This is a genomic window from Kitasatospora sp. NPDC015121, from assembly GCF_055562955.1.
Genome location: NZ_JBVHEH010000004.1, coordinates 73,956 through 100,145 on the forward strand (window position 1 = coordinate 73,956; position 26,190 = coordinate 100,145).

General features: G+C 76.1%; 24 protein-coding genes. 19 read left to right on the forward strand and 5 right to left on the reverse strand.

The window, feature by feature from the left end; genetic code table 11:
- Nucleotides 1-7: 7 nt before the first annotated feature.
- On the reverse strand, nucleotides 8-616 hold the full coding sequence (locus tag ACZ3J7_RS06280) for a TetR/AcrR family transcriptional regulator (RefSeq protein WP_465617402.1): 609 nt from the start codon (nucleotides 614-616) through the stop codon (nucleotides 8-10).
- A 326-nt stretch (nucleotides 617-942) separates the two neighbouring features.
- Here ACZ3J7_RS06280 and ACZ3J7_RS06285 point away from each other — a divergent pair, with 326 nt between their 5' ends.
- The 6 genes from ACZ3J7_RS06285 (at nucleotide 943) to ACZ3J7_RS06310 (ending at nucleotide 7,122) form a co-directional block, all read left to right on the forward strand.
- On the forward strand, nucleotides 943-2,328 hold the full coding sequence (locus ACZ3J7_RS06285) for a DUF1254 domain-containing protein (RefSeq protein ID WP_465617404.1): 1,386 nt from the start codon (nucleotides 943-945) through the stop codon (nucleotides 2,326-2,328).
- A gap of 560 nt (nucleotides 2,329-2,888) precedes the next feature.
- Nucleotides 2,889-3,245, forward strand: a complete 357-nt coding sequence (locus tag ACZ3J7_RS06290) for a hypothetical protein (RefSeq protein ID WP_465617406.1) — start codon at nucleotides 2,889-2,891, stop codon at nucleotides 3,243-3,245.
- Nucleotides 3,246-3,385: 140 nt separating this feature from the next.
- On the forward strand, nucleotides 3,386-3,727 hold the full coding sequence (locus tag ACZ3J7_RS06295; protein WP_465617408.1) for a hypothetical protein: 342 nt from the start codon (nucleotides 3,386-3,388) through the stop codon (nucleotides 3,725-3,727).
- Nucleotides 3,728-3,928: 201 nt separating this feature from the next.
- The gene (locus tag ACZ3J7_RS06300; protein WP_465617410.1) at nucleotides 3,929-4,966 is read left to right on the forward strand and encodes a PP2C family protein-serine/threonine phosphatase; all 1,038 of its coding nucleotides are present in this window, start codon (nucleotides 3,929-3,931) and stop codon (nucleotides 4,964-4,966) included.
- A gap of 117 nt (nucleotides 4,967-5,083) precedes the next feature.
- Nucleotides 5,084-6,145 carry a MerR family transcriptional regulator gene (locus ACZ3J7_RS06305; protein ID WP_465617412.1) on the forward strand — a complete coding sequence of 354 codons (1,062 nt, stop codon included), beginning with the start codon at nucleotides 5,084-5,086 and terminating at the stop codon, nucleotides 6,143-6,145.
- 110 nt (nucleotides 6,146-6,255) lie between these two features.
- Entirely contained in the window at nucleotides 6,256-7,122 is an 867-nt protein-coding gene (locus ACZ3J7_RS06310) for a formyl transferase (RefSeq protein ID WP_465617414.1), read from the forward strand.
- On the opposite strand, the gene ACZ3J7_RS06315 is transcribed toward ACZ3J7_RS06310, so the two are convergent.
- Nucleotides 7,109-9,016 (reverse strand): N-acyl-D-amino-acid deacylase family protein, encoded by a 1,908-nt coding sequence (locus ACZ3J7_RS06315; RefSeq protein ID WP_465617416.1) that lies wholly within the window; start codon nucleotides 9,014-9,016, stop codon nucleotides 7,109-7,111. The genes ACZ3J7_RS06310 and ACZ3J7_RS06315 overlap by 14 nt on opposite strands.
- 192 nt (nucleotides 9,017-9,208) lie before the next feature.
- Between ACZ3J7_RS06315 and ACZ3J7_RS06320 the strand changes: the two genes are divergently transcribed.
- Nucleotides 9,209-9,790, forward strand: coding sequence for an EF-hand domain-containing protein (locus ACZ3J7_RS06320; RefSeq protein WP_465617417.1), 582 nt, complete (start codon nucleotides 9,209-9,211; stop codon nucleotides 9,788-9,790).
- 132 nt (nucleotides 9,791-9,922) lie between these two features.
- Here the strand turns inward: ACZ3J7_RS06320 and ACZ3J7_RS06325 are convergent, their stop codons facing one another.
- Complete coding sequence (locus tag ACZ3J7_RS06325) at nucleotides 9,923-10,522, reverse strand: TetR/AcrR family transcriptional regulator (protein WP_465617419.1); 600 nt, start codon at nucleotides 10,520-10,522, stop codon at nucleotides 9,923-9,925.
- Between the two features lie 90 nt (nucleotides 10,523-10,612).
- Here ACZ3J7_RS06325 and ACZ3J7_RS06330 point away from each other — a divergent pair, with 90 nt between their 5' ends.
- Entirely contained in the window at nucleotides 10,613-11,434 is an 822-nt protein-coding gene (locus ACZ3J7_RS06330) for an MBL fold metallo-hydrolase (protein ID WP_465617420.1), read from the forward strand.
- A 23-nt stretch (nucleotides 11,435-11,457) separates the two neighbouring features.
- Here ACZ3J7_RS06330 and ACZ3J7_RS06335 read toward each other — a convergent pair whose 3' ends face one another.
- Complete coding sequence (locus ACZ3J7_RS06335) at nucleotides 11,458-12,471, reverse strand: cation diffusion facilitator family transporter (RefSeq protein WP_465617422.1); 1,014 nt, start codon at nucleotides 12,469-12,471, stop codon at nucleotides 11,458-11,460.
- 392 nt (nucleotides 12,472-12,863) lie between these two features.
- On the opposite strand from ACZ3J7_RS06335, the gene ACZ3J7_RS06340 reads away from it, so the two are divergent.
- Together ACZ3J7_RS06340 and ACZ3J7_RS06345 are read left to right on the forward strand one after the other, a co-directional pair.
- The gene (locus tag ACZ3J7_RS06340) at nucleotides 12,864-13,400 is read left to right on the forward strand and encodes an excalibur calcium-binding domain-containing protein (protein ID WP_465617424.1); all 537 of its coding nucleotides are present in this window, start codon (nucleotides 12,864-12,866) and stop codon (nucleotides 13,398-13,400) included.
- A gap of 23 nt (nucleotides 13,401-13,423) precedes the next feature.
- The gene (locus ACZ3J7_RS06345; RefSeq protein ID WP_465617426.1) at nucleotides 13,424-14,089 is read left to right on the forward strand and encodes a class F sortase; all 666 of its coding nucleotides are present in this window, start codon (nucleotides 13,424-13,426) and stop codon (nucleotides 14,087-14,089) included.
- 6 nt (nucleotides 14,090-14,095) lie between these two features.
- On the opposite strand, the gene ACZ3J7_RS06350 is transcribed toward ACZ3J7_RS06345, so the two are convergent.
- Nucleotides 14,096-14,839 carry a (2Fe-2S)-binding protein gene (locus ACZ3J7_RS06350; protein WP_465617428.1) on the reverse strand — a complete coding sequence of 248 codons (744 nt, stop codon included), beginning with the start codon at nucleotides 14,837-14,839 and terminating at the stop codon, nucleotides 14,096-14,098.
- A 114-nt stretch (nucleotides 14,840-14,953) separates the two neighbouring features.
- Here ACZ3J7_RS06350 and ACZ3J7_RS06355 point away from each other — a divergent pair, with 114 nt between their 5' ends.
- From ACZ3J7_RS06355 to ACZ3J7_RS06395, 9 genes are all read left to right on the forward strand, one after another.
- Complete coding sequence (locus tag ACZ3J7_RS06355) at nucleotides 14,954-15,970, forward strand: FecCD family ABC transporter permease (RefSeq protein WP_465617430.1); 1,017 nt, start codon at nucleotides 14,954-14,956, stop codon at nucleotides 15,968-15,970.
- On the forward strand, nucleotides 15,967-17,040 hold the full coding sequence (locus tag ACZ3J7_RS06360) for a FecCD family ABC transporter permease (RefSeq protein ID WP_465617432.1): 1,074 nt from the start codon (nucleotides 15,967-15,969) through the stop codon (nucleotides 17,038-17,040). Before ACZ3J7_RS06355 ends, ACZ3J7_RS06360 begins: the two co-directional genes overlap by 4 nt.
- Nucleotides 17,037-17,840: an ABC transporter ATP-binding protein gene (locus tag ACZ3J7_RS06365; protein ID WP_465617434.1), complete on the forward strand. Its 804-nt coding sequence runs from the start codon at nucleotides 17,037-17,039 to the stop codon at nucleotides 17,838-17,840. Before ACZ3J7_RS06360 ends, ACZ3J7_RS06365 begins: the two co-directional genes overlap by 4 nt.
- 122 nt (nucleotides 17,841-17,962) lie before the next feature.
- On the forward strand, nucleotides 17,963-18,958 hold the full coding sequence (locus tag ACZ3J7_RS06370) for an ABC transporter substrate-binding protein (protein ID WP_465617435.1): 996 nt from the start codon (nucleotides 17,963-17,965) through the stop codon (nucleotides 18,956-18,958).
- A gap of 90 nt (nucleotides 18,959-19,048) precedes the next feature.
- Nucleotides 19,049-20,245, forward strand: coding sequence for an ATP-grasp domain-containing protein (locus ACZ3J7_RS06375; RefSeq protein WP_465617437.1), 1,197 nt, complete (start codon nucleotides 19,049-19,051; stop codon nucleotides 20,243-20,245).
- Nucleotides 20,242-21,960: an IucA/IucC family protein gene (locus ACZ3J7_RS06380; RefSeq protein ID WP_465617438.1), complete on the forward strand. Its 1,719-nt coding sequence runs from the start codon at nucleotides 20,242-20,244 to the stop codon at nucleotides 21,958-21,960. Before ACZ3J7_RS06375 ends, ACZ3J7_RS06380 begins: the two co-directional genes overlap by 4 nt.
- The gene (locus tag ACZ3J7_RS06385; RefSeq protein ID WP_465617440.1) at nucleotides 21,957-23,162 is read left to right on the forward strand and encodes an MFS transporter; all 1,206 of its coding nucleotides are present in this window, start codon (nucleotides 21,957-21,959) and stop codon (nucleotides 23,160-23,162) included. Before ACZ3J7_RS06380 ends, ACZ3J7_RS06385 begins: the two co-directional genes overlap by 4 nt.
- On the forward strand, nucleotides 23,159-24,877 hold the full coding sequence (locus ACZ3J7_RS06390; protein WP_465617442.1) for an IucA/IucC family protein: 1,719 nt from the start codon (nucleotides 23,159-23,161) through the stop codon (nucleotides 24,875-24,877). The genes ACZ3J7_RS06385 and ACZ3J7_RS06390 overlap by 4 nt, the downstream gene beginning before the upstream one ends.
- The gene (locus ACZ3J7_RS06395) at nucleotides 24,874-26,064 is read left to right on the forward strand and encodes a type III PLP-dependent enzyme (protein ID WP_465617444.1); all 1,191 of its coding nucleotides are present in this window, start codon (nucleotides 24,874-24,876) and stop codon (nucleotides 26,062-26,064) included. Before ACZ3J7_RS06390 ends, ACZ3J7_RS06395 begins: the two co-directional genes overlap by 4 nt.
- The last annotated feature ends 126 nt before the right edge of the window (nucleotides 26,065-26,190 follow it).

Here is a 26,190-nt window from a genome sequence, read left to right on the forward strand (position 1 = left end):
GGTGGGTTCAGGCGGGTGGAGCACCGGCGCAGCGCAGGGCGAGGGCGGTGAGGTCGGCGAGCAGGGCGTCGACGTCGGCGGCGGCGGGGGTGCCGAGCGGGTCGACCAGGACTTCGCCGATCGCGCCGGTGAGCGCGGCGGCGGTGACCTCGCCGTTCTGGGCGGGGAGTCGACCGGTGGCGACGCCTTCGCGGACGACTTCGGCGAACAGGGCGCGGTAGCGGCGGCGGAAGGCGAGGCGTTCGGCGCCGACGGCGGGTTCGGCGGGGGCGGCGAGCAGGGCGTAGGCGAGGCCGCGGTTCTCCAGCGCGCGGCGGGCGAACACCCGGACGCCGCGGGCGAGCCGTTCGAGCGGGTCGCCGGGGCCGCGCAGCACCTCGCCGAGCACCTCGACCTCGCGTCCGGCGGCGCGCCGGAAGACCTCGACGGCGAGCGCCGCCTTGGAGGGGAAGTGCTGGTAGACGGAGCCGGCGGCGATCCCGGCGGCGTCGGCGACGGCCGTGACGGAGGCCTGCGCCCAGCCCACTTCGGCGACGACCTCGGTGGCCCGGGCGACCAGGCGTTCCTTCGCGGTGTCGAGCCGGCGGATCTCGGCCGGGGTCTTGCGGTAGGCCATGGAAGAAGTGAAGCACCATTCACACCTTCCCGCCAGGGACCGTCCCGGATCCACCGGCCTCCCCTCCCGGTGCGGTCGGCGGCAGTCCCGATCGCGCCACCGCCGCGCCGACGCCGGGCCCGGCCCGCCCTCCCGGGCCCGCCGCCCCGACGAGCGGATACGCCGGCCGCGCGGGACCGGCAGACGTGATCACTGTGACGAGCGGGGAAGAACGGAACCTAACCATCCATTTGTGCAGGCCCTTCACATCGGCTTGATCCACCGCTGTGGCCGCCCCGCCCAGGTCGTTAGCGTCAGTGCTCCAACCCGCTTGAGAGGACGAGGACTTGACCAACGACCCGACCCGGCGTCCGCAGCTCGCCGAGGCCACCGACGCCTACGTCTTCGGCTACGCGCCGGTCATGATGGAGCTGACCCGTCGGCTGCAGACCAACACCGAGCAGCCCAACGCGACCCAGGCCCCGGTCAACCAGTTCTGCCAGCACACCACGCTGCCCACGCCCGAGACGAAGGACGTGGTCCGACCCAACCTGGACACCCTCTACACCCAGGCCTGGATCGACCTCTCCGCCGGGCCGCTCGTGCTGGAGGTCCCGGTCATGGACGAGGGCCGCTACTGGCTGATGCAGCTGATGGACGCCTGGTCCAACACCAGCGAGCAGTCCCCCAGCAGCATCGCCCCGCTCACCGCCCCGGCCATCGACTCCACCCAGGACGTCCAGGTCTACTCGTACGCGCTGACCGGCCCCGACTGGCAGGGCGAACTCCCGGACGGCCTGCTGCGGGTGGCGTTCCCGACGGACACCGTCTGGCTGATCGGCCGCATCGAACTGCACGACACCAGCGACGCCGAGGTGCAGACCGTCACCGGCTATCAGGACCAGATGCGCCTGCTCCCGCTGGACGTCTGGACCGACGGCGGCGCCTACACGCCCCCCGGCGGCAGCTACGACCCCAACCTGCCCACCACCCCGCCGTCCGAGGAGATCACCCGGCTCACCGGCCCCGAGTTCTTCGAGGAGCTCGCCGCCCTGCTGGAGCACACCCCCCTCGACCCGCCGGACGAGCGCACCTCCGCGCTGCTCGCCGAACTCGGCCTCCACCCGTACGACGCCGACCGGCTCCCCGACGCCGAGACCCTCGACCTCGCCAAGGCCGCCGGCCTCGACGCCATCGCGCACCACCAGGGCCCAGCCCCGGTCAACGGCTGGACCTTCATGACCACCGGCATCGGCACCTACGGCACCGACTACCTGCAGCGCGCCTACGTCGCCGACATCGGCCTCGGCGCCAACCTCCCGCAGGACGCCCTCTACCCGATGGCCGGCAACGCCGCCACCGACGCCGACGGCGCCCCCCTCGCCTACACCCTCACCTTCCCGGCCGGGCAGCTTCCCCCGGTGAACGCCTTCTGGTCACTCACCGCCTACGACTCCGCCAGCTTCCTGGTCGACAACCCCGAGGACATCTACGCCATCGGCCACTTCGCCACCCCCCTCACCGACCCCGACGGCGCCACCACCCTCCACGTCCAGGCCGATCCCCCCGCCGACCCCTCCACGCGGACCGCCAACTGGCTCCCCATCCCCACCTCCGGCACCTTCACCGTCACCCTCCGCCTCTACGCCCCGCAGACGGCGGACCTCCTCCCCGACTGGCCCCCGGCCCTCACCCCCGTCACCCCGGGCACTCCGGGCGCTCCGCAGGACTGATCCCCCGGTCCCGCTGCCGAGCCATCGACCCGGCCGTCCGAGGCTTCGGCCAGGGTCGATGGCTCACGGGGCGGGCGCGGAGGAACGATTGACCGAGCTGACGGGCGATGACCAGTACGAACGACTCGGCGAGAAGCCCTTCCAACGACTCTGCGGCGCGCTCCTCGCCCATGACCTGCCCGAAATCCGCTGCCTCCCCGTCGGCCACGGCGACGGCGGCCGCGACGCCGTGCTCCCCGGCCCGGGCGGCACGTTCACGGTCTACCGGGTGAAGTGGACCGGCAAGCCGATCCAGGCCCCGGTGCGCCGGCTGACCGCGGCCGTCCACGAGGAACACGCGAACATCACCCGCCTGATCACGGAGGGTGCGACCGCCTACCACCTCCTCACCTCGGTCTCCGGCACCGCCGTCCCGGGCCGCGGCACGATCGACCGCCTCGACCGCCCTGATCACCGTCCCGGGTCCGCCCCTGCCGGACGAGCTGGTCGACCCACTCGATCGAATCATCACCCCCCTCCCCACCCCCGAGCTCCAAACCCTGCTCACGACGTCATCCGCCGTGACCATCGCCCTGGGTGGGCAACGATCGCCGTCCCGGAAGACGTCGGCGATGCTCGACAGGACGAGCCCGACCACGGCCCTGCCGCTCGAACGGTTGACCGCGCTGGAGCAGTTCGGCGTCCTGGGCGATTCGGCTCTCGGCACGCTGTTCACCCGGATCAGCCACCTGGCACCGGACCGAGTGCGCGCCGCGATCCGCCCTCTCGTCGAAAGGAGCCGGCGCTGGCGGCCAGGTGGCCTTCCCCCGGAGTACATCCATCGGCTTGATGGCCGGCAACCTGCTTCTCGTGTATCACCCCCGCCCCTGCACCTCGCCCAAGTCGCGGATGCCGAGCAGCGGTTCGACTTCGACTGAGCGTTCCGTGGGGCACGATCCCGTTACACCGTCACAGTCCGGGAACGGCCCGGCGCGTTCCCCTGTCGCGGCCCGGGCCGGGCCTGCCAGAGTGGGCCGGACGCCGGCCGCGGGGGCCGGGCGGGAACGGGGTAGGGCTGATGAGGACACGTCTGGCGGGGGCGCTGCTGGCGCTGGCGCTGGTGGGTGGCGGCGCGACGCTGGCCACCGGTACGGCGGCGGCCGCGCCGCGGGCGGCTGTCGCGGCGGCCGCGGTCGCGGGCGGGCCGCAGGCGCCGGCGGTCGGCGGGCCGGCGCAGGGGCAGGTGCGGGCGTCGGTCGGGCTGCGGGCGGAGCAGCACGCACAGTTGGCGAAGAGCAAGGCGAAGAAGAAGAAGAAGTCGAAGGGCGGCCTGATCGGCTTCCTGATCGTGCTGGTGCTGGTGGTCGTGGTGGTGGGCGTGGTGGTGTGGCTGGTCGTCCGGAAGCTCCGGCGTTCCTGACCGTCGACGCACGGCCGCGCGCGGTGGGCGGCGGGCCGCTCCGGCGCGGCCGTGCCGGGGCGGCCGTGTCGGAGCGGTCCGCCGGGCGGATCGGCTGGTGGACTGTCCGGCGTGTCCGCTCGTGGCGGCAGGGCCGCAGGAGAACCAGGGAGTACGCCCGTCGACGACCGCCCCGGGGGCGGTGCCGGGGATCCGGCGCCGGTGACCCGCGCGGTGGCGCTGCTGGGTGCCGTCGCGCTGTACGCGCTGGTGGTGGGCCTGCAGTACGGGACGGAGCGCTGGCACCTGCCGTCGGTGCTGGTGGCGGTGCCGGCGATGGTGGCACTGGCGTTCGGGCCGCTCGCGATCGTCGCGGCGGCGCTGGTCGCGGCGGCCACCCGCTGGGTGTTCGTGCTCTCCGATCCGGGGCCCGCCGGGGCGGCGGTCGGGACCACCCTGGTGATCGCCGGGATCGCGGCGCTGGCCTGCTTCGTGGTGCGGCGCGGCGAGCGCGCGGCGGCCCGGCTGGTGAGCGTGGCGACGGTGGCGGAGGCGGCGCAGCGGGCGGTGCTGCGTCCGGTGCCGGCGGCGGTCGGACCGTACGCGATCGCCGCGGCCTACCGGGCGGCGGCCCGGCACGCCCGGATCGGCGGGGACCTGTACGCGGTGGCAGATACCCCCTCGGGGTTGCGGACGCTGATCGGTGACGTGCGCGGCAAGGGCCTGGACGCGGTGGCGACGGCGGCGGTCGTGCTCGGGGCCTTCCACGAGGCGGTGCTGGACGCGCCCTCGCTGGAGGCGCTCGCCGAGCGGCTGGACACCAGTCTGCGCCGGTACCTCACCGACCCGGAGTCCTTCGTCACGGCGCTGCTGCTGGAGGCGGGGGCGGACGGGCGGGTCCGCGGCCTGTCCTGCGGGCATCCGGCACCGCTGCTGCTGCGCGGGGCGGACGTCTCCGAGCTGCCGGTCCGGCCGGGGCTCCCGCTGGGACTGCACGCCCCCGGCGCGCGGCAGCGGGAGGTCGTCCGCCTGGAGCCGGGCGACACGCTGCTGCTGTACACCGACGGCCTGTCCGAGGCCCGCGACGGCTCCGGCGCCTTCTACCCGCTGTCGGCCCGCCTGGCCGCCTGCGCGGGCCTGCCGCCGCAGGAGCTGGTGGACCGCCTCCAGCGGGACGCCCGCGCCTTCGCGGGCGGCACCGACGACGACGCGGCGGTGCTCGCCCTGGCCTGGCACCTGGCCGCGGACCCGGCCGACTGAACCCGCGGACAGCACCGGGCCGCCCGCCCCGGGCCGGTGAGCGGGCCGGTGCCCGGGCACGGCGGCGCTTGACCTTACCCTCAGGGGCAAGGTTTAGGGTTCTTCGAGGTGAGCGGCGTGCGGATCGGTGAGGTGGCCCGGCGAGCGGGTGTGACGACCAAGGCGGTGCGCTACTACGAGTCGCTGGGACTGCTCGCACCGGCCCGGCTGGCCAACGGCTACCGGGACTACGACGAGCAGGACGTACGGCTCGCGCGGGAGATCCGGACGCTGGGTCGCCTCGGCATCCCCGCCGAGGCGACCCGGCCGTTCCTGGAGTGCCTGGCCCTGGGCCACCCGCACGCGGACGACTGCCCGGCCGCGCTGGCCGGGTACCGGGGCGCCATCGACGAGCTGACGCAGCGGATCGAGGGCCTCACCGCCCGCCGGGCGGTGCTGGTGGCGCACCTGCGCGAGGCCGCCCACCGCACCAGCCGCTTCGCACCGGCCCACGGAGGGGAACCGATGACCGACCGCATCACCGACCGCACGCCCGACCGACCGCACGACCGCACGACCGACCCCGGCACCGGCCCCGGCCCAGGCACCGACCGGACGAACGGCCTGATCGCCGACCACGCGGTCCTGCCCGCCGGGCTGCCCGTCCCCGCGGACGACGGCGCCGCCGACCACCTGCCCGGGGCGCGGATGCCGCGGCTGGAGCTCCCCGCCACCGACGGCACCACCGTCGACCTCGCCGCGCTGGGCCCCGGACGCACGGTGCTCTACGTCTACCCGCTGACCGGCCGCCCGGACACCGACCTGCCCGAGGGCTGGAACTCGATCCCCGGCGCCCGGGGCTGCACCGCCGAGTCGTGCGGCTTCCGCGACCACCACCAGGACCTCCTCGCGGCCGGCGCGGCCCGGGTGTACGGCCTCTCCGGCCAGGACGGCGACTACCAGCGCGAGGTGGCCGAACGGCTCCGCCTCCCGTTCCGGATGCTGTCCGACCCCGCCCGCCGCCTGGCCGGGGCGCTGGACCTCCCCACCTTCACCACCGGCGGGCTGACGCTCTACCGGCGGCTGACCCTGGTCGTCCTGGACGGCGTGGTCGAGCACGTCTTCCACCCGGTCTTCCCGCCGGACCGGCACGCCGGCCAGGTCCTGGCCTGGCTCCGCGACCACGCCCGCCGGTCCTGAAGCGCGGTCCCCGCAGCGGCCCGCCCCCGGGGCCCGCGCCGGTCCCGGGCCGTCACCCGGCGGACGGCGGGCGCGGTGCGGCGCGGGCCGGGCGCGGTGAGGGTGGGGGCATGCGAATCACCGTGTGCACCAAGCGCGACCTGCCGGGCTGCGTGGCGTTGAACCACCTGCTGCCCGGGCTGGCCGGGCACCGGGTGCAGGTGCTGATGTCCGAGGTGGCGCGCGCCGACGAGCACGGCGTGCCGGAGCTGGCCCGGCTGCGGCGCTTCGAGCGCGACCTGCCCAACCGGCTGCTGTTCCCGGCCCTGGACGGGCTGGAGCGCCCGCCGGGCCGGCTGCTGAGCTTCGGCCACCTGGCCCGCCGCCACGGCCTGGAGTGCCGCCCGGTGCGGGAGGTCAACGGCGGGGACGGGCTGCGCGCGCTGTCCGCGTTCGCCCCGGACCTGGTGGTCTCGGTCCGGTTCAGCCTGATCTTCCACGAGGAGTCGCTGGCCGTGCCCCGGCTCGGCGTCCTCAACGTGCACCCGGGTGAACTCCCGCGCTACGCGGGCCTGTTCTCGCCGTTCTGGACGATGCTGGAGGGCCGGGACTCGATCGGCTGCACGGTCCACTGGATCGACCGGGGCGTGGACACCGGCCCGGTCCTCGGCATCGGCCGGCTCCCGGTCGACCCGGCGCGCTCGCTCGCCTGGCACGTCGCGCACGCCTACCCGGAGGGCGTCCGGGTGCTGCTGGACGTGCTGCCCCGGGTGCTGGCCGGGCGGCCGGTGCCCGCGCTGCGGCAGGACCGGTCGCTGCGCCGCTACCGTTCGCTGCCCGGCCCGGCGGAGTTCGCCGCGTTCCGGGACCGCGGCCTGCGCCTGGTCGACCCGGGCGACCACCGGGCGCTGCTCGGCCCGTTCACCTCCGGCGCGGACCCGGCGACGGCGGCGGGGGCACCGTCCGCTGCGGTGGAGGCGGCCGTCACCCGCCAGTGACCGGGTCGTCGGCGGCGGCCGCCACCGTCACCGCGCCGTCCAGTGCCGCGTACGCGGGCGGCGCCCCGGCGACGGACCAGGCGACGGAGGGGCGGCCGCGCTGCCGGGGGTCGGCGGCCTGCACGACCGCGTGGAACGGCCGGGCGGGCCCGTCGCCGTACGTCCCGAGACCGGTCAGCACGGCCCAGTCGCGGCCGGCCCGCAGGCTGCCCGCGCCGGTGGCGGTGAAGGTCCGCCCGTCCGGGTCGCGCAGCCGTACCGGGCCGGTCGCCGGGCCGCCGCGCGCGCCGCCGGTCAGGTCGAGTGCGCAGCCGGGTCCGCGGGCCGTGACCCGGACGCCGGTGCCGGTCCGGCCGGCGTCCGGGTCGCTGACCGCGTACGGGGGCCGGCGCAGCACCCGGCCGGCCCGCAGGCCGGTGGGGCGGCCGTCGCGCAGCGCGAAGGCCCCGGCGAGCAGGACGTGCCGGACGCCCTCGGCGTACTGCCGGGGCCGCTCGTAGGTGGCCAGGTCGCGGACGGCGTCGGGGTCGAACAGGACCAGGTCGGCGACGGCGCCGGGGGCGAGCACGCCGCGGTCGGGCAGGCCGAGGATCGCGGCGGGCAGCGCGGTCATCCGGCGGACGGCCTGCGGGAGGGTGAGCAGGTGCCGGTCGCGGACGTAGCGGGCCAGCACCCGGGGCTGGGTGCCGTAGTGGCGGGGGTGGGTGCGTTCGTCGCGGCAGGCGCCGCCGTCGGAAGCGATCGCGACGTAGGGCTGGCGGAGGATCCGTTCCAGGTCGCTCTCGTGGCCGAAGTCGTAGACCGCCATCGCCTGCGGGTCCCGTTCGAGCAGCCGGATGACGGCCTCGCCCGCGCCGACGGCGTGTTCCGCGCAGTACGCGCCGAGGGTGCCGCCGGTGCCCTCCAGGTGGACGCCGCGCGCGTCGGCGACCCGCTCGCCGAGCATCCGCCGGATCCCGGCGGCGACCTGCCGCCGCTTCGCCGGGTCGGCGAAGCCCGCGAGCATCGCGGCCTCGCCGCCGGAGCGGTGCTCGGGCGGGACGAGGACGGCCAGGCCGGTGCGGCTGGACAGGTACGGGTAGACCTCCCCGGCGGCGGGCACGCCCCGGGCGCGGGCGGCGGCGAGCGCGGCGAGGGTGTCGGTGGTGGCGCCCCAGTTGTCGGGGCCCATCGCCTTGAGGTGGGCGATGACCGGGACGAGTCCGGCCCGTTCGGCGATCAGCAGGCTCTCCGCGGTGGCCTCCCGGACCCGCGGGCCCTCGTTGCGGATGTGGTTGGCGAACGCCATCCGCCAGGGCGCGGCGGCCGACACCACCGCGACGGCCTCGTCGGTGGTGGCGTACGCGCTGGGCGGGTAGTAGAGGCCGGCCGAGACGCCCCAGGCGCCGGCCCCGGCGGCCCGCCGCACCAGGGCGCGCATCCGCTCCAGCGCGTCCGGCGCGGGGCGGCGGTCCTCCCAGCCGGCGCCGGCCGCCCAGACCGCGCCGAGGCCGACGTACGCGCCGACGTTGATCGCCGGGCCGGGGGGTTCGGCGGCGAAGGCCAGGGTCCGTTCGATGTCGGGGGTGGCCATGGTGTCGGTCCAGGGGGCGCCCTCGGTGCCGAAGCCGTCCGGGTTGAGGATCTCGGTGGTGACGCCCTGGCGCAGCGAACTCTCGGCGTCGCGCAGCGCCACCGGGTCGCCGTGGCTGTGCAGTTCGACGAAGCCGGGGGCGAGCACCAGGCCGCGGGCGTCCAGCGTCCCGGCGGCGGGCCGGTCGAGCCGCGGGCCGACGGCGACCACGTGGCCGTCGCGGATGCCGACCTCGACGGCGCGCAGGTCGCGTCCGGTGCCGTCGGCGACGTCCGCGCCGGTGATCAGCAGGTCCAGCGGGCGGTCGGTCGGTTCGTTCACGCGGCGGCTCCGGAGCGGGTGCGGGCGGGCTCCCCGACGCTAGGAGACCGTCCGGACCGGGCCGTCGCCGACCCGCTGGCCGCCACCCGGACGGCGCAGCGGCCCGGCGTGTTCCGCGCCCGGGCCCGGGTGCGGGGCCTAGCTTGGCCCGGGCACGGTGACCGGCACGGTGGCCAGGCGGCGGAGGTGGCGATGACCGGGACGGCCGGGGAGAACCGGGTGCTGGAGCGGAAGATCGACGTGTGCTTCGGCTTCGCCGACCAGAACCGCGACGGGGTGGTCGACGCGGCGGACGTGCTGACCCTGACGGCCCGGCTGATCGCCGCCGCCGGGGTGCCGTTCGACTCGCCGAAGTCGGTCGCGATGCTCCGGGTCGGCGCCGCCTGGTGGGAGGCGCTGCGCACCGAGCTGGACGTCGACGGCGACGGCCGGATCGACCCGGACGAGTACCGGGCCGGGCTGCTCCGCCTCTCCGGTGCCCAGGCCGGTCCGCCCGGCCCCGGCGCGCTGGCCGCCGCCGGGGCGATCTGGGCGCTGTGCGACCGCGACGACGACGGGCGGGTCACCGCCGAGGAGTTCACCCGTTTCCACCGCGCCCTCGGCCTGCCGCCGGGCACCGCCGACCAGGCCTTCGAACGGCTCGACCTGGACGGCGACGGCACCCTGTCGGTCGGTGAACTGGCCGCCGCGCTCTGGGAGTTCTGGACCAGCGACGACGCCGGGGCGCTCGGCAACTGGCTGTTCGGCGACGCGTTCCTGACCGCCGCCGACTAGGTGTACTGATCACGAGCGCCGGCCACGAGCGCCGGCCACGGGCGCTGCCGGCGGCCGCCGCCGGGCCCGGCCGGGGCGGGGGCTGCGGCGGCGCCGTGGGGCCGTGGCGGTGGCGGTGGCGGCGGCGGGGTGTCAGGCGGGTGCGAGGAGACGGCGGACGGCGCGGCGGGCGCGGGTGGCGGCCTGCGGGTCCTGCCAGAGCTGGATGCCCTGGTCGGCGGCCAGCGCGATGCCGCGCAGTTCGAAGAGCAGCTGTGCCGTGTCGGTGCCGGGGGGCAGCTCGCCGGCGGCGAGGCCCGCGTCCAGTTCGCCGAGGACGAAGGCGTCCCAGCGCGCGAGCGCCGCGCGGACCCGGTCGCGGACCGGGCCGGGGCGGGCGTCGAACTCGGCGGCGACGGCGGTGAGGAGGCAGCCCGCGTGCCCGTCGGCGGTCATGTAGGCGAACCAGGCGTCGTGGGCCCGGACCAGCCGTCCGGCGCCGGGGTCGGCGCCGGACAGCGGGGCGAGGACCGTCTCCCGGAAGCGGGCCACCGCCTCGTCCACGGCCGCGAGGTGGAGTTCCTCCTTGGTGCCGAACGGGCCGATCACCCCGGCCTTGCTCATGTCCAGGTCGTCGGCGAGCGCTCCGATGGTGACGCCCTCCAGTCCGGTGACGACGGCCAGGGCGAGGGTGCGGTCGAGGATCCGGGCGCGGGTGGCGGTGGCTTCGGCGGCGGACTTGCGCGGGCTCATGGAGCGAGCATAACCTGACGACCGTTCGCTATTAACGATCGGTCGTTCGCTATTCTCCGTGGCGGACGACCCCTGCCCCCAGGGGGGGACATGCGGATCCACCACCTCAACTGCGGTTCACTGCGCACCGTCGAGCACCGGGGCGAGCGCCGTCCGGCGGTCTGCCACTGCCTGCTGCTGGAGACCGACCGGGACGGCCTCGTCCTGGTCGACACCGGACTCGGCACCGCCGACGTCGCCGACCCCGACCGGACCCTGGGGCCGGAGTTCCGCGGGCGCGCCCAACCCGTGCTCGACCTCGCGGAGACGGCCCTGCACCGGGTCCGCGCGCTCGGCCACGACCCGCGCGACGTCCGGCACGTCCTGCTCACCCACCTCGACCTCGACCACGCCGGGGGCCTGCCGGACTTCCCCGACGCCGAGGTCCACCTGCTGGAGGCCGAACGGCGCGCCGCCCTCGGCGCCCCCGGACCGCACCCCGAGGACCGGATCCGCTACCGCCCCGCCCACTGGGCGCACCGCCCCAGGTGGGCGGCCCACCGATCCACCGCCACGGAGCCGTGGTTCGGGTTCGACGCCGTCCGCCCGCTCCCCCGCCTCGCCGAAGACCTGGCGCTCGTCCCGCTCGGCGGACACACCGCCGGCCACGCCGCCGTCGCGGTCCGGGACCGCGACGCCGGACACTGGCTGCTCCACTGCGGGGACGCCTACTACTTCCACCGCGAGATCGACCCGGACCGGCCCGAAGGCCACCCCGGCACGGACGTCCTGCAGCAGCTCACCGAGGTCGACCGGCCGCTACGGCTGGGCAACCGGGCCCGGCTGCGCGAGCTGGTCCGCGAACAGGCCGGACGGGTCGTGCCCTTCAGCGCCCACGACCCCTGGGAGTACGCCCGGCTGGCGGGCGAGTAGTCCCCCGGCCCGGGCCCGGGCCGTCAGTGGGTGTGCGGCTCCTCGCGGTGGACGGCGCCGTGCGGTTCGGCGCAGTGGCCGTCGGGGCGGGGCGGGGCGCCGACGGTGAGGAGTTCGGCGGCCGCGTGGTCGACCTGCAGGGTGGTGTGGGTGATGCCGTCGCGGTGGGCGAGTTCGCGCTCCAGGTCCTCGCGCACCGCGTGGCAGTCCCGGTCGGGGTCGACCAGGACGTGCGCGGACAGCGCGGTCTGGCCGGAGGTGATCTGCCACACGTGCAGGTCGTGCACCTCGACGACGCCGGGCCGGGCCACCATCGCGTCGCCGATCGCGTCCGGGTCGACCCCGGCCGGCGCGGCCTCCAGGAAGACCCGGCCGGACTCCTTCAGCAGCCCGTACCCGGCCTTCACCATCAGCACCACCACGACCAGCGAGACGATCGCGTCGGCCCGGGCGAACCCGGTGGTCATCACCACCAGGCCGGCCGCCGCGGTCGCGACGAACCCGAACAGGTCGTTCAGGACGTGCTGGTAGGCGCCCTCGACGTTCAGCGAGGTGCGGTTCGCCCTCGACAGGCACCAGGCGGCGACCACGTTCACCGCGATGCCCGCCAGCGCCGTCCACAGCACCAGCGAACCGGTCACCTCCGGCGGGCTGACCAGCCGCTCCACCGCCTCGTACGTCAGCCAGGCGGCCAGCAGGATCAGCGACAGGCCGTTCGCCTGGGCGGACAGGATCTCGGCCCGCTTCAGCCCGAAGGTGAACCCGCCCCGGGCCGGCCGGGCCGCCAGCCGCATCGCCACCAGCGCCAGCACGATCGACGCGGCGTCGGTCAGCATGTGCGCCGCGTCCGACAGCAGCGCGAGCGAGCCGGCGGCCAGGCCGACGACGACCTCGACCGCCATGAAGCCGCAGATCAGCGCGAGCGCGATGGCCAGCCAGCGCCGGTCCGCGTCGGCCGACACGCCGTGCGCGTGCCCGTCGGGACCGTGCCCGTGGCCGTGCTCGTGGTCGTGCCCGTGGCCGTGTCCCGCACCCATCCGCGCCCCCGTCTCGTTGCACCCGGCCGTTCGGCCGTTCGACGCGGGGAAGTGAAGCGCACCGTCCCGCACCTTGGCAAAGGCTGCACCGATGACGGTTTTCAAAGGCGATAAGACCGCGCTGACCTGCGCGAACGCCCACCGCCCGGGCCCGCCCGGGCCGCCGGTCGGCCGACCCGCCCCCGGACGGGCGAATGCGGGGGCGGTCGCGCGGCCCGGCCCCGATCGGACCAGCGGCGGCCGGGAACCTCGCCGGGGCGCGGCGGCCCGCCGGCGCGGGGTGGCGGGCGCCGTTCGACGGGCCGACCGGTCCGGGTTCCGGTGGCGGGCGCGGCGGCGGTGGACACGATGGGTGGCAGTCCCCTTACCCGTTGTGAAGGAACGTGATGGTCATGCGTGTTCACTCCGTCCTCGCCGCCGCCACCCTGGGCGCGGCCGTGCTCGTCCCGGTCGCCTCGGCCACCTCCGCGCAGGCGCTGGCGCCCGCCGCGGACGTGAAGAACTGCTCCGACTTCCAGACCCAGCCGGAGGCACAGGCGGTGCTGGAGGCGGACCGCTCCGACCCGAACAACCTCGACGCCGACAACGACGGGATCGCCTGCGAGGACCTGCCCGCGGGCGTCGCGGCCTCCGCGAGCGCCTCGCCCTCCGCCGCGGCCGCGGCCTCGGCTTCGGCTTCGACCTCCGCCTCGGCCGCCGCTTCCGCTTCGGCCTCCGCTTCGGCCTCGGCAGGCGCCTCCGTCGCCGCGTCCGCCTCCGCCTCGACCTCGGCCTCGGCCTCGACGGCCGCGGTGCCGCGCGGTGCGGTCGCGGCCGGCTACGGGCCGTCCGACCACGGCCGGGCCGTGGCGGTGCTGGGCGCGCTGGCGGTGGCGGCGGGCGGGTCCGCGCTGGTGGTCCGGCGTCGCACCCGCGCCGGCGGGCGCTGAGCCCGGGCCCGCGGAGGGGCGGCGTGGGCAGCACGGCGGTCGGCACGCCCGACAGCGGTCGGGGCCGGGCGGACCGGAACGGGAACGGCCTGGTCGCGGCGCTGGTCGCGGCGGCGGTCGCGCTCGCCGGGGCCGCCACCGCGTTCGCCACCGCCGGCGCTCCCGCCCCTCCCCCGCCCGCGCCCGTACCGGCGCGGGCGAGCGCCGTCCCGGCCGCCGCCGACGCCCCGGCGCTGGCGCGGTCGGTGCCGACCCGGCTGCGGATCCCCTCGCTGGGAGTCGACGCCGGGCTGCTGCCGCTCACGCTCGGGCCGGACGGGGCGCTGCGGCCCCCGCCGATGGATCGGGGCGGCAGCGCGGGCTGGTACGCGGCGGGGACCAGTCCGGGCGAGCGGGGCACCGCGGTGCTGGCCGGGCACGTGGACACTCCGGCCGGTCCGGGTGTCTTCTACCTGCTCTCCCGGCTCGGGCCCGGCGCGACCGTGACCGTCGACCGGGCGGACGGCGCCGCCGCCGTCTTCACCGTGGACCGGGTCGTCGCCTATCCGAAGAGCGGCGTCCCGGACGAGGTGTACGCGCCCGCGTCCCGGGCCGAGGTGCGGCTGATCACCTGTGGCGGCGCGTTCGACCGCGCCCGTGGCGGCTACCAGGACAACACCGTGGTCTACGCCCACCTGACCGCGGGTTGAGGCGGATCAGCCCCGGCGCGGGCAGGTGGCGCAGGGGCTGGCCGGGTCGACGGCGTAGTAGAGGCAGCAGCCCTGCCGGGTGCGGGTCCAGGCGCCGTTCTCGTGGCGGAAGTCGGCGGTGCCGGTCCAGGGGGCGGCGCCCGCGGGGAGCAGGGCGGCGGCGGTGGCGACGGCGTGGTCCTCCCGGTCGAGCATCCGGCCGAGGTACCAGATGCCGGAGACCAGGTCGTCGGTGGCCATGCCCCACAGGGCGCGGGGGCCCCGGCGGACGTGGGGCTGGAAGGCGGCGAGGACCGGTCCGAGGTGGGCGGCGACGGTGTCGCGCAGGGCGGTCTCGTCGCCGGGGACCCAGTCGCCGGGGCGGAGGGCGAAGTCGCCGGTGGCGGCGTCGGTCCAGAGCCGGTCGGCGGGGAGCCGCGGGATCCGCCCTTCGAGGTACCAGATGCCGGTGATCAGCAGCGAGGTGGTCCACAGGTGGTGGTGCAGCAGCCGGGAGGCGGCGACGTGCGGGCGCGGGGTGGTGCCGTGGCGGTCGCGGATCCGGGCGGCCTCGGCCTCGACGAGGCGTTCGGCGGCGGAGGCGAGCCGGTCGGCGGGGACCCAGTCCCGCCCGGGTGCTGACGCTCCGTCGTCCCCCGGCGCGGTGTCGACCAGAGTGAGCGTCAGGGCCGGGCAGGCGGCGGCGAGTTGACGGTAGGTCCGGGCGAGGTGTCCGGCGGTCGGCGCGGGCCGGGCGGGCAGGTCGAGCATGGCGGCTTCCTTCCGCAGTGAGGCGCGGGTCACGTCCCGTGCCCCCACCGGGCACTTGACTTATTTAGGTTAGCCTAACCAAAATCTCTTTCTGTGCTCAGAACAGAACCATCCGTGTCCACGGCTCCGGCGCCCCGGCCCGCGGTCCTGCGGCAGTCCCTGCTGCTCGCCGCCGGCCTCGGGGCGCTCGCGCTGTGCGCGGCCCTCAGCCTGGTCCTCGGTTCGCGGTCGATCCCGCTCCCGACCGTGCTCGACGCCCTGTCAGGCCGGTTGCACGGACCGGACGCCGACGTGGTGGTCGGCCTGCGGGTGCCGCGCACCGTCATCGGGATCGCGGTGGGCGCGGCGCTCGGCGCGGCCGGGGCGGTCGCCCAGGGCGTGACGCGCAACCCGCTGGCGTCGCCGACCACGCTGGGCATCAACGCGGGGGCCGGGTTCGCCGTGGTGACCGCGATCTTCGCGCTGGGCCTGTCGCACCCCCTGCAGTACGTCTGGTTCGCGGTGGCGGGCGCGACCGGCGCCGCGCTGCTGGCCTACGGGATGGCGCGCCGCTCGGGCGACCTGGACCCGGTGCGCCTGGCGCTCGGCGGGACCGTGCTGTCGGCGGTGCTGGTGTCCTGGACGTCGGCGCTGATGCTGGCGAGCCGGCGGACGCTGGACGAGGCCCGGTTCTGGCTGGCCGGTTCGATCGGCGGGCGGAGCCTGGACGGGCTGTACCAGGTGCTGCCGCTGCTCGCGGTCGGCGTCGTGCTGGCGCTGCTGATCGCCCCCGCGCTGAACGCGCTGGCGCTCGGCGACGAGACCGCGCAGGCGCTGGGCGTGCCGGTGGCGCGGATCCGGGTGGCGGGCGGCCTGGCGGTGGTGCTGCTGGCGGCCGGTTCGGTCGCGGTGGCCGGACCGGTGGCGTTCGTCGGACTGGCGGCGCCGCACCTGGTGCGTCCGCTGCTGGGCAACGACCACCGGGCGCTGGTGCCGGGCTGCCTGATCGCCGGTCCGGTGCTGCTGCTGCTCGCGGACGTGCTGGGCCGGCTGGTGGTGCGGCCGTCCGAGATCGAGGTCGGGATCGTCACCGCGTTCCTCGGCGCGCCGCTGCTCGCGGTGCTGGCCCGGAAGGCGGCGGCGGCCCGATGAGCCCGGACACCCTGACCCCTGCCCGCACCGCCCCCGCCCCGGTCGGGACGAAGCCCGGCGCGCTGGCCCGGGCCCGGCGGCGGACCCTGCTGCTGATCGCGGCCGCCGCCGTGCTGCTGGTGCTGATGACCGGGGTGGCGCTGTCCACCGGCCAGGTGTCGATCCCGCTGCCGGACGCGCTGCGCGCGCTGTTCGGTTCCGGCGCGGCCGGCGACGTCCTGGTGGTGCGGGAGTTCCGGGCGCCCCGGGTGCTGTCCGCGCTGGTCGCGGGCGCCGGCCTGGCGGTGGCGGGCGCGCTGCTGCAGCGGCTGTTCCGCAACCCGCTGGCCTCGCCGGACGTGATCGGCGTGACCGGCGGCGCCTCGTTCGGCGCGGTGCTGCTGCTGGCCACCGGCGCCTCGCAGACGCTGACCCCGCTGGCGGCGCTCGGCGGCGGCCTGCTGGCGGCCGCGCTGCTCGGCGCGTTCGCCTGGGGCTCGCGGATGGCGGTGACCCGGCTGGTGCTGGTCGGCCTGGCCGTGCAGGCGGGCCTGGCCGCGGCCGTCAACCTGATGATCGTCCGGTTCCCGGCCGAGTTGGCCGGGCAGGCGCTGCAGTGGACCACCGGTTCGCTGTACGGGCGGACCTGGCCCGAACTGTGGGGCGCCGGCGGGGCGATCGCCGCCGTGACCGCCGCGGTGTTCCTGCTGGACCGCCGGGTCGCGGTGCTCGACCTGGGCGACGACTCGGCCGGCGGCCTGGGCCTCGACCCGCACCGCACCCGCCTCGGCCTGCTGCTGCTCGCCGTGGTGCTGGCCTCGCTGGCCGCCGCGCTGGCCGGACCGGTCGGGTTCGTGGCGCTCGCCGTCCCGCACCTGGTGCGGCTGCTGGCCGGCCCGCCGACCCCGCTCACCCTGGCGCTGACCGCGCTGACCGGCGCGCTGCTGCTGACCGCCGCCGACCACCTCGTCCTGCACGTGCTGCCGGTGCACGGCCTGCCGGTCGGCGCCGTCACCGCGACGCTCGGTGCCCCCTGGCTGCTGGCGCTGATGATCCGCCAGGGCCGACCGCCGCAGAGGAGCTCCCGATGACCACGACCGCCCCCTCCCCCGACCGGCTGGCCGCGCGGGCCCTGCACCTGCGCTACGGCGACCGCGCGGTCGTCCGGGGCCTGGACCTGGAACTGCCCGGCGGGGCGGTCACCGCGATCGTCGGACCGAACGCCTGCGGCAAGTCCACCCTGCTGCGCGGCCTGGTGCGGCTGCTCGCCCCGGCGGCCGGCACCGTCACCCTGGACGGCGCCGACATCCACCGGATGCCCGCCCGGGCGCTGGCCCGCCGGATGGGCCTGCTGCCGCAGCAGCCGGTCACCCCGGAGGCGGTCACCGTCGAGGCGCTGGTCCGGCTCGGCCGCTACCCGCACCAGCGGATGCTCACCCCCTGGTCGGCCGCCGACCAGGCCGCCGTCGAGGAGGCGCTGCGCCGCACCGGCACCGACGCGCTGCGCGACCGCCCGGTCGACCAGCTCTCCGGCGGCCAGCGGCAGCGCGCCTGGATCGCGCTCGCCCTCGCCCAGGACACCGACCTGCTGCTGCTCGACGAACCCACCACCTTCCTCGACCTGCGCCACCAGCTGGACGTCCTCGACCTGGTCACCGACCTGCACCGGGACGCCGGCCGGACCGTCGTCATGGTGCTGCACGACCTCGGCCAGGCCGCCCGCTACGCCGACCACCTGGTCGTCCTGCACGACGGCGAGCTGGCCGCGGCCGGCCCGCCCGGCGAGGTGCTGACCGCCGAACTGGTCGAACGGGTCTTCCAGGTGCCCTGCCGGATCGTCCCCGACCCCGAGACCGGCACCCCGCTGGTGGTCCCGCTGGCCCGCCGCTGACCCACCCCCCGAACTTCCGGTGGCGCCCGCGCGCCCACCGGCGATCCCCCCTGCCCGCGCGCCGACTCCCCGGCCTCCGAACCGCCCCGCACTCCCCCGAACTCCCCCGCGAGGAACCGAAGATGACCAACCGCAAGCTCTCCGCCGCCGTGCTGGCCGCCCTGCTCTCCACCGCCCTGCTGACCGCCTGCGGCAGCGAGGACTCCGCCGACGCCAAGCCCGCCGCGAGCCAGGCCGCCGGGGACAGCGCCGCCGCGTTCCCGCGCAGCGTCAAGCACGCGCTGGGCACCGCCGAGATCAAGTCCCAGCCCAAGCGCGTCGTGGTGCTGGACTCCGGCGAGCTGGACGACGTCACCCTGCTCGGCATCACCCCGGTCGGCGCGGTCGCCCCGCACCTGAAGACCGAGGGCGGGTTCCCCGCCTACCTCAAGGGCAAGATCGACGGCACCAAGGACGTCGGCCCGATGAACGAGCCGAACCTCGAACTGATCGCCTCGCTCAAGCCGGACCTGATCCTCACCTCCAAGGTCCGCCACGAGAAGGTGTACGACAAGCTCAACGCGATCGCCCCGACCGTGATGGCCGAGACCACCGGCGAGCCGTGGAAGGCCAACCTCAAGCTGTACGCGCAGGCCCTCGGCAAGGAGACCGAGGCCGCGAAGGCGCTCGGCGACTACGAGGCCCGCGCCGCCAAGCTCGGCGAGGCGGTCAAGACCAAGTACAACGGCACCGCCCCGACCGTCTCGGTGGTCCGCTTCGTGGCCGGCCCGACCCGCCTCTACCAGAACGCCTCGTTCAGCGGCGTGGTGCTCAAGGACGTCGGCATGGCCCGCGCGATCAAGGCCCCCGACGTCGACAAGTCGATGCTGGAGGTCAGCCCCGAGCTGATCAACCAGGCCGACGCCGACCTGGTGTTCGTCACCACCTCCGACGACCCGTCCAAGACCAAGCAGGCCGAGGTCCAGCAGACCGCCGTCTGGCAGGGCCTGAACGCGGTCAAGAACGGCAAGGTCTTCACCGTCCCGGACGAGACCTGGATGTCCGGCATCGGCGTCCAGGCCGCCGACCAGATGCTCGGCGACATCGCCCGGGCCGCCGGCGTCGACGCCCCCAAGTAGCCCCTCCCCGCCCGCCGTTCCGGGCGCCCCCGATTCCCCGGGGCGCCCGGGGCACCCGCTGCCTCCCCTCTCGAACGGAGACCGATCGCCTTGCGGCTCTACCTGCTCGCCCTGAACCCCACCGACTCGGTGACCGACGGCTTCCTGCCCGCCGCGGCCGGACTCGGGCTCGACGTCACCGTCCTGACGGACCACGCCGAACCCCACCACCGGGCCTACGCGGAACGCGAGTTCAGACCGCGACTGGTCGAGTGCGACGTCCGTGACTTCCGCGCGGTGATCAGCACCATCTCGCAACTCGACGCCCCCGACGCGGTGTTCAGCAACAGCGACCACCTGCAGACCCAGACCGCGCTGGCCGCCGAGTACTTCGGCCTGCCCGCCAAGGACTGGAAGGCCGCGCTGCGCGCCAAGGACAAGGGCCAGCTGCGCCGCCACCTGGCGCTGGCCGGCCTGGACGCCGTCCGCTCCGTCGAACTGCCGCCCGGCGCCGACCCGGCCGAACTGGACGTGCCCTTCCCGTGCGTGCTGAAGCCGCGCGAGGGCGTGGCCAGCGAGGACGTCTCGCTGGTCGCCGACCCGGCCGAACTCGCCGCGCGCCGCGCGGAGATCGCCGCCCGGCGCGGCGACGCCGTGCTGGTCGCCGAGGAGTTCCTGGCCGGCGAGCTGCACACCCTGGAGACTTTGGGCGACACCCGCACCCGGCACGTCCTCGGCGGGTTCCGCACCCGGCTCTCCCCGCCGCCGGACTTCATCGAGGAGGCGCTGGTCTTCGTGCCCGCCCACCCGGCGGACGTCACCGCGCAGGTGCTCGCCCAGCTCGACGCGCTCGGCGTCGGACTCGGCGCCTGCCACACCGAGTTCGTCGTCCAGCCGGACGGCCGGGCCCGGATCATCGAGGTCAACTACCGCGCCATCGGCGACCAGTGCGACCTGATGCTGGCCCGGATCCTCGACATCCCGCTGTTCGAGCTCGTGCTGCGCGCCCACCTCGGCGAGCGGCTGCCCGCCGACCTCGGACTGCGCACCGACCGGCGCGCCCTCAACGAGGCCGTGCTCGCCGACCGGCCCGGCACCCTGACCGCCGCCCCCGGCCCGTACGACGCCGAGACCGACGGCGTCACCCTCTCCTACCGGCCGACCCGGGTGATCGGCGAGCGGCACGGGCTGTACCGCACCAACCGCGACTACCTCGGGGTGGTCTGGGCGGTCGGCTCGGACCAGCGGCAGGTCGACGACGCGGTGGCCGGGTTCATCAAGTCCAGGCGTTGGGAGATCACCTCATGAGCGCCCCGGGCCCCGCCGACCAGCTGACCCTCCGCGTCCTGAGCGCCCTGCTGCGCGAGGACGTGCTCGGACTGCGCGGCGGCGCGGTGCTCGAACAGCGCGCCGACGGGCCGTGGCTGCGCGGCGGCCGATTCGCCCTGCCGGTGACCCCCGAGGGCTTCCAGTGCGAGTACGCCGCCCGGCTGCCGCTGCTCGCCGTCGACGGCGTGGAGGTGCGCGGACTCGACGCGATCCTCGCCGAGTTGGCCGCCGCCGCCGACCCGCTCGACCGGCCCGGGCACCTGGCCTTCGCCGAGGAGTGCCGGCAGACGCTGGCCACCATGGAGCTGCACGCCGCCGTCCGCCCCGGGGTGCACCGGCTGCTGGCCGAGGCGTACGGCACCGACCCGGCCCACTGGACCGGCCCCGCCGCCTCGCTCGCCTTCGACACCCTCGCCGCCTACCTGGACCACCCGGTCTACCCGACCGCGCGCGGCCGCTCCGGCCTCACCGACGACCAACTCCGGCAGTACGCGCCCGAGTTCCACCCGTCCTTCGAACTGCGCTGGCTGGCGGTGCCGGTCGGCGAGACCGACGCGCAGCAGTGGGACGACCTGCCCGCGTGGTGGCCGAGCGCCCGGCGACTCGGCGTGGACGGCCGGTACCTGACCGTCCCGGTGCACCCGCTGACCGTCGAGCACCTGCCCGACCTGCCGGGCGCGGTCCTCGCCGAGGAGCCGTACCTGGAGGTCGTCCCGACCCTGTCGATGCGCACCGTCGCGGTCGTCCGCGACCCGTCGGTCCACCTCAAGCTCCCGCTCGCCACCGCCACCCTGGGCCGGCGCAACCGGCGCACCATCAAGCCCGGCACGCTCGCCGACGGCGCCGCCGGGGAGAGCCTGCTGCGGGCCGTCCTGGAGCGCGAACCCCGGTTCGCCGGCCGGATCCTGCACGCCGACGAGCAGAGCTACGCGCAGGTCGCCGGAGACGAACTGCTCGCCGTCCTGATCCGCCGCCAACCCGCGCTGGGGGAAGGCGCGTTGACGGTTCCGCTGGCCACCCTGCTGGCCGACGCACCCGGCGGCCGCCTGGTGGTCGACCACCTCGCCGACCGCTTCTACGACGGCTCCCCGCTGGAGCTGTACCGGGCACTGCTGGACCTGCTGATCGACTGGCAGACCACCCTCTTCGGCCACGGCATCGCCCTGGAGTCGCACCAGCAGAACACCTCGCTGGTCCTGGACGAACACGCCGGACGGACCAGGCTGCGGCTGCTCCTCAAGGACAACGACGGCCCCCGGATCAACCACACCCGGCTCGGCGAACTCGCCCACCACCGCAAGCAGTTCGACGACGCCCGGATCTTCGGCGACCAGGACCGGCCGCTGACCGACCTGTTCACCACGATCACCGGCCACCTCTGCACCGCCTCGCTCGCCTTCGGCCTCGCCGCCCACGGCCGCGCCCCGCTCCCCCGCACCCTCGGCCTGCTCCGCGACACCCTCGCCACCGCGCTCGACCGCCTCGGCCCGGTCGGCGCCCCGCTGCGCACCGACCTGCTGGAGGCCCGCCGCCTGCCGGTCAAGGCCATGGTCAGCGCCGGCACCCTGCTCAGCAAGGAGCGCTCCGGCGCGGCGGACATCAACAAGCACTACACGGACGGACCCAACTACCTTCTGGACCAACGGATTCCGGGCGGCAACCCGCTCGGCGCGGCGCAGTCGGAGCGGTCGTGAGCACCGGTGCGCTGGAGCGTCCGGGCCGGGTCGGGGAACGGCCCGGGGGCGAGGGGTTGCAGCGGCGGCAGGTGCACGCGGTGGCGGCCTGCTACTTCGTCGCCTCGTTCGCGGCGCTCGGGCTGCCGCCGTACCTGACGCAGATCCTGCCCGCGCTAGGCGACCGCGAGGGGCGGTGGGCGGGGTTGCTGTACATCGTGCCGACCGTGTTCAGCGCGCTCGGCGCGCCGCTGTGGGGGCGGCTCGCGGACCGGTTCGGGCGCAAGCGGCTGCTGCTGCGGGCCCAGCTCGGGCTGACCGTCTCCTTCCTGCTGGCGGGCGCGGCCGACTCGCTGCCCGCGTTCACCGCCGCGCTGGTGCTGCAGGGCTTCCTCGGCGGGACCTTCGCCGCCACCAACGGCTACCTCGGGGCGGCGCTGCGCGGCTCGGCGCTGTCCCGGGCGCTCACCCTGATGCAGGGCAGCGCCCGCGCCGCGCTGGTGGCCGCGCCGGTGCTGGTCGGCGCGCTCTCGCCGTGGGTGACCCCGCACCGGCAGTACCTGCTGATGGCGGTGCTGCCGCTGGCGGCCGCGGTGCTGCTGGCGTTCCTGCCCGAGCCGGAGCAGCCGACCCGGGCCGGGGCGGGCGACGGGCGGACGGGGGCCGGGCAGCCGGCCGGGCTGCTGCGGCTGCTCTACGTGTTCGAGTTCGCGTTCGTCTTCGCCACCATCGTCTCCTTCCCCTACCTGATCGCGCTGGTCGAGCGGCGCCTGCCCGGCGTCTCCGGGACGGTGGCGGGCGTGCTGTTCGCGCTGCCGCACCTGGTGTACCTGCTGACCGCGGGCCGGGTGCACCACCTGTTCCACCACCGGCCGCGCACCGGCCTGTTCGCCGCCTTCGTGCTGGTCGGCCTCGGCCTGGCCGGGCACGGCGCCGCCCAGGCGCTGCCGGGCCTGGTGCTGGCCCGGACGGTGCTGGGGGCCGGCATGACGCTCGGCCTGGTCTGCCTGTCCGTGCTGGCCGCGGCCGCCGCCGAAGGGCGGCCCCCGGGGCGGATGTTCGGCACCCTGGAGCTGGTCTCCAAGGGCGGTGCGGTCGCCGCGGGCGGGGTGGCCGCCGTGGTCAACGGCGCCTTCGGCCCGACCGCCCCCGTGCTCGCCGGCACCGCCGCGGCCGCGTTCGCCGCCGCCCTCGTCCTCCTGACCCGCTGGAGCCCCCGATGACCACGAAGACCGATCCCCGTCCGTCGACGGCGGCCCCGGACGTGCTGCCCGGTGCCGACGAGGCCGTCGCCCACACCCTGCTCAACTGCCTGCTGCGCGAGGTCTCCGGACCCGAGCACCAGACCGCCGTCGACGACGGCACCCTGCTGCTGCGCCTGCCCCGTCGCGGCGCGCTGCTGCGGGTCGCGCTGCGCCGCACCTCGCTGCTCGGCGCGCACCGCTTCACCGGCCCGGTCAGCGAGGAAGTGGCGGGCGGCTGGCGCGAGTTGGGCTGGCGCGAGCTGGCCGAGCACGTCCGGGCGGAGCTGACCCTGCGGACCGGGGTCGGCAACGAGGAGTTCCTGGACCAGGTCGCCTCCAGCCACCGGGGGGTGGCCGCCGCGCTCGCCGGGCGACCGGCCGCCGGGGCGGACCGGTACCTGGAGTCCGAGCAGGCGCTGCTCTTCGGCCACCGCTTCCACCCGGCGCCCAAGTCCCGTTCCGCCCAGCGCGGTTCGTGGGAGGACTACGCGCCGGAGGCCAGGGCCGCGTTCCGGCTGCGGTACCTCGCGGTGCGCACCGGCCTGATCGCGCAGGACTCCGCCGACCCGGCCGCGCTGGCCCGGCTGGACGCGCTGCGCCCGGTGCCGGACGGCTACACCCTGCTGCCGGTCCACCCGTGGCAGTACCAACTGCTGTCCGACCAGCCGCTGTTGGCCGCCGCACTGGCCCGCGGCGACGTGCTCGACCTCGGCGAGGGCGGCGCCCCGTTCGCGGCCACCGCCTCGGTGCGGACGCTGTACGGCGAGGGCGTGTTCCTGAAGTTCAGCCTGAACGTGCGGATCACCAACTGCCTGCGCAAGAACTCCGCGTACGAGCTGGCGGGCGCGGTCACGCTGACCCGGCTGCTCGCCGAGCCGCTCGCCGACCTGGCCGGGCGCTTCCCCGACGCGGCGGTGCTGCGCGAACCGGCGTTCCGCACCCTGGCGCTGCCCGGCCCGGACGGGGAGCCCGACCTCGGCCTGTACGAGGGCTTCGGGCTGATCGTCCGCGAGGGCCTGGCCGGGGTGGTCCGCCCCGGGCTGACCCCGCTGCTGGCCGGGGCGGTCGCCGACGAGTACCCGACCAGCGGCGCGCAGATCGGCGCGCTGACGGCCGGCTCGGATGCCGCGGACGCCCGCGGCTGGTGGTCCGCCTACCTGCGGCTGGTCGTCCCGCCGGTGCTCGCCGCGTACTTCGACCACGGCGTGGTGCTCGAACCGCACCTGCAGAACGTGCTGGTCTGCGTGGACGGGCGGGGCCGGCCCGCGCAGGTGCTGTTCCGCGACCTGGAGGGCACCAAGCTGCTGCCCGAGCACAACGCGGCCCGGCTCGCCGCGCTCCCGGCCGGCACCGCCGGACCGATGACGTACGACGCCCAGCGGGGCTGGGACCGCGTCGTGTACTGCCTGGTCGTCAACCACCTGGCCGAGCTGCTGGCCGCCCTCGCCGACCGGCACCCCGGGCTGGAGGCCGCGCTGTGGGCGGACGTCCGGACGGTGCTGGCCGAGTACGCCGCCGCGCACGGCTGCCCGCCCCGGCTGGCCGCGCTGCTGGCCGGCGTCCCGCTGCCGGCGAAGGCCAACCTGCTGACCCGGTGGAGCCGCCGCCCGGACCGCGAGGCCGGCTACGTGCCGCTGGCCTCCCCGCTGTCGATCCCGGCGCAGGCCGCCGCCGGGCTGAAGGAGTACGTGTGAACATCCGCACCACCGCCGCCGGGCTGACCGAACTCCCGGCCTACCTGTACGACTTGGCGGCGCTGCGGGCGCACGCCCGGCGGGTCCGGGCGGCGCTGCCCGGGCGGGTCGAGCTCTACTACGCCGCGAAGGCCAACCCGGACGCCCCGCTGCTGACCGCGCTGCACGGCCTGGTCGACGGCTACGAGGTCTCCTCCGGCGGCGAGTTGGCGCACGTGCACGCCGCCGTGCCGGACGCGCCGCTGGCCTTCGGGGGCCCCGGCAAGTCCGCCGAGGAGATCGCCGCCGCGCTCCGGCTGCCCGCCGTCCGGCGCTGGCACGTGGAGAGCGAGCGGGAACTGCACGCCCTCGCCGCGGCCGCCGACCGCCCGGTCGACGTGCTGCTGCGGGTCAACCTGCCGGTGGGGGACGGCGCCCTGGACGGCGTCGCCCTCGCGATGGGCGGGCGCCCCACCCCGTTCGGCCTGGACCCCGAGCAGGTCGGCCGCTGCCTGGCGCTGCTGGCCACCCCCGGCTTCGCCCACCTGCGGCTGCGCGGCATCCACGCCCACCTGGCCAGCGGCCTGCCGGCCGCCGAGCAACTCCGGCTCGCCGAGCGGATCGTGGACTGGTCCGCCGACCTCGCCGCCCGGCACGGCCTGTCGTTCGACGAGGTGAACGTCGGCGGCGGCATGGCCGTCGACTACGCCGACCCGGACGCCCGCTTCGACTGGTCCGCCTTCGGCCGCGGGCTGGCCGAACTCCTGGACCGCCACCCGGGGTTGACCGTCCGGCTGGAACCCGGCCGGGCCCTCACCGCCTACTGCGGCTGGTACGCCACCGAGGTCCTGGACGTCAAGCACAGCCACGGCGAGGACTTCGCCGTGGTCCGCGGCGGCACCCACCACCTGCGCACCCCGGCCACCCGCGGCCACTCCCAGCCCTTCACCGTCCTGCCCGTCCCGCACTGGCCGCACCCCTGGCCCCGCCCCGGCGTCACCGACACCCCCGTCACCGTCTCCGGCCAACTCTGCACCCCCAAGGACGTGTTGGCCTCCCGCACCCCCGTCGGCGCGCTGCGCGCCGGCGACCGGCTGCTGTTCGCGATGGCCGGCGCGTACGCCTGGAACATCTCCCACCACGAGTTCCTGATGCACCCCCGCCCGGCCTTCCACTACCTCTACCACCTCACCGAACCGGCCTCCTGACCCCGGGCGAGAAGCGCTCCGGCCTTCCGCGGCCCGCCGCGGGAGGCCGGAGTGCCGTGAGGGGCGGGGGGCGCGGCGGTGCCGGGCCGGCGGATCCGGACGGCACCCCTCCGCCCTTACAGTCGT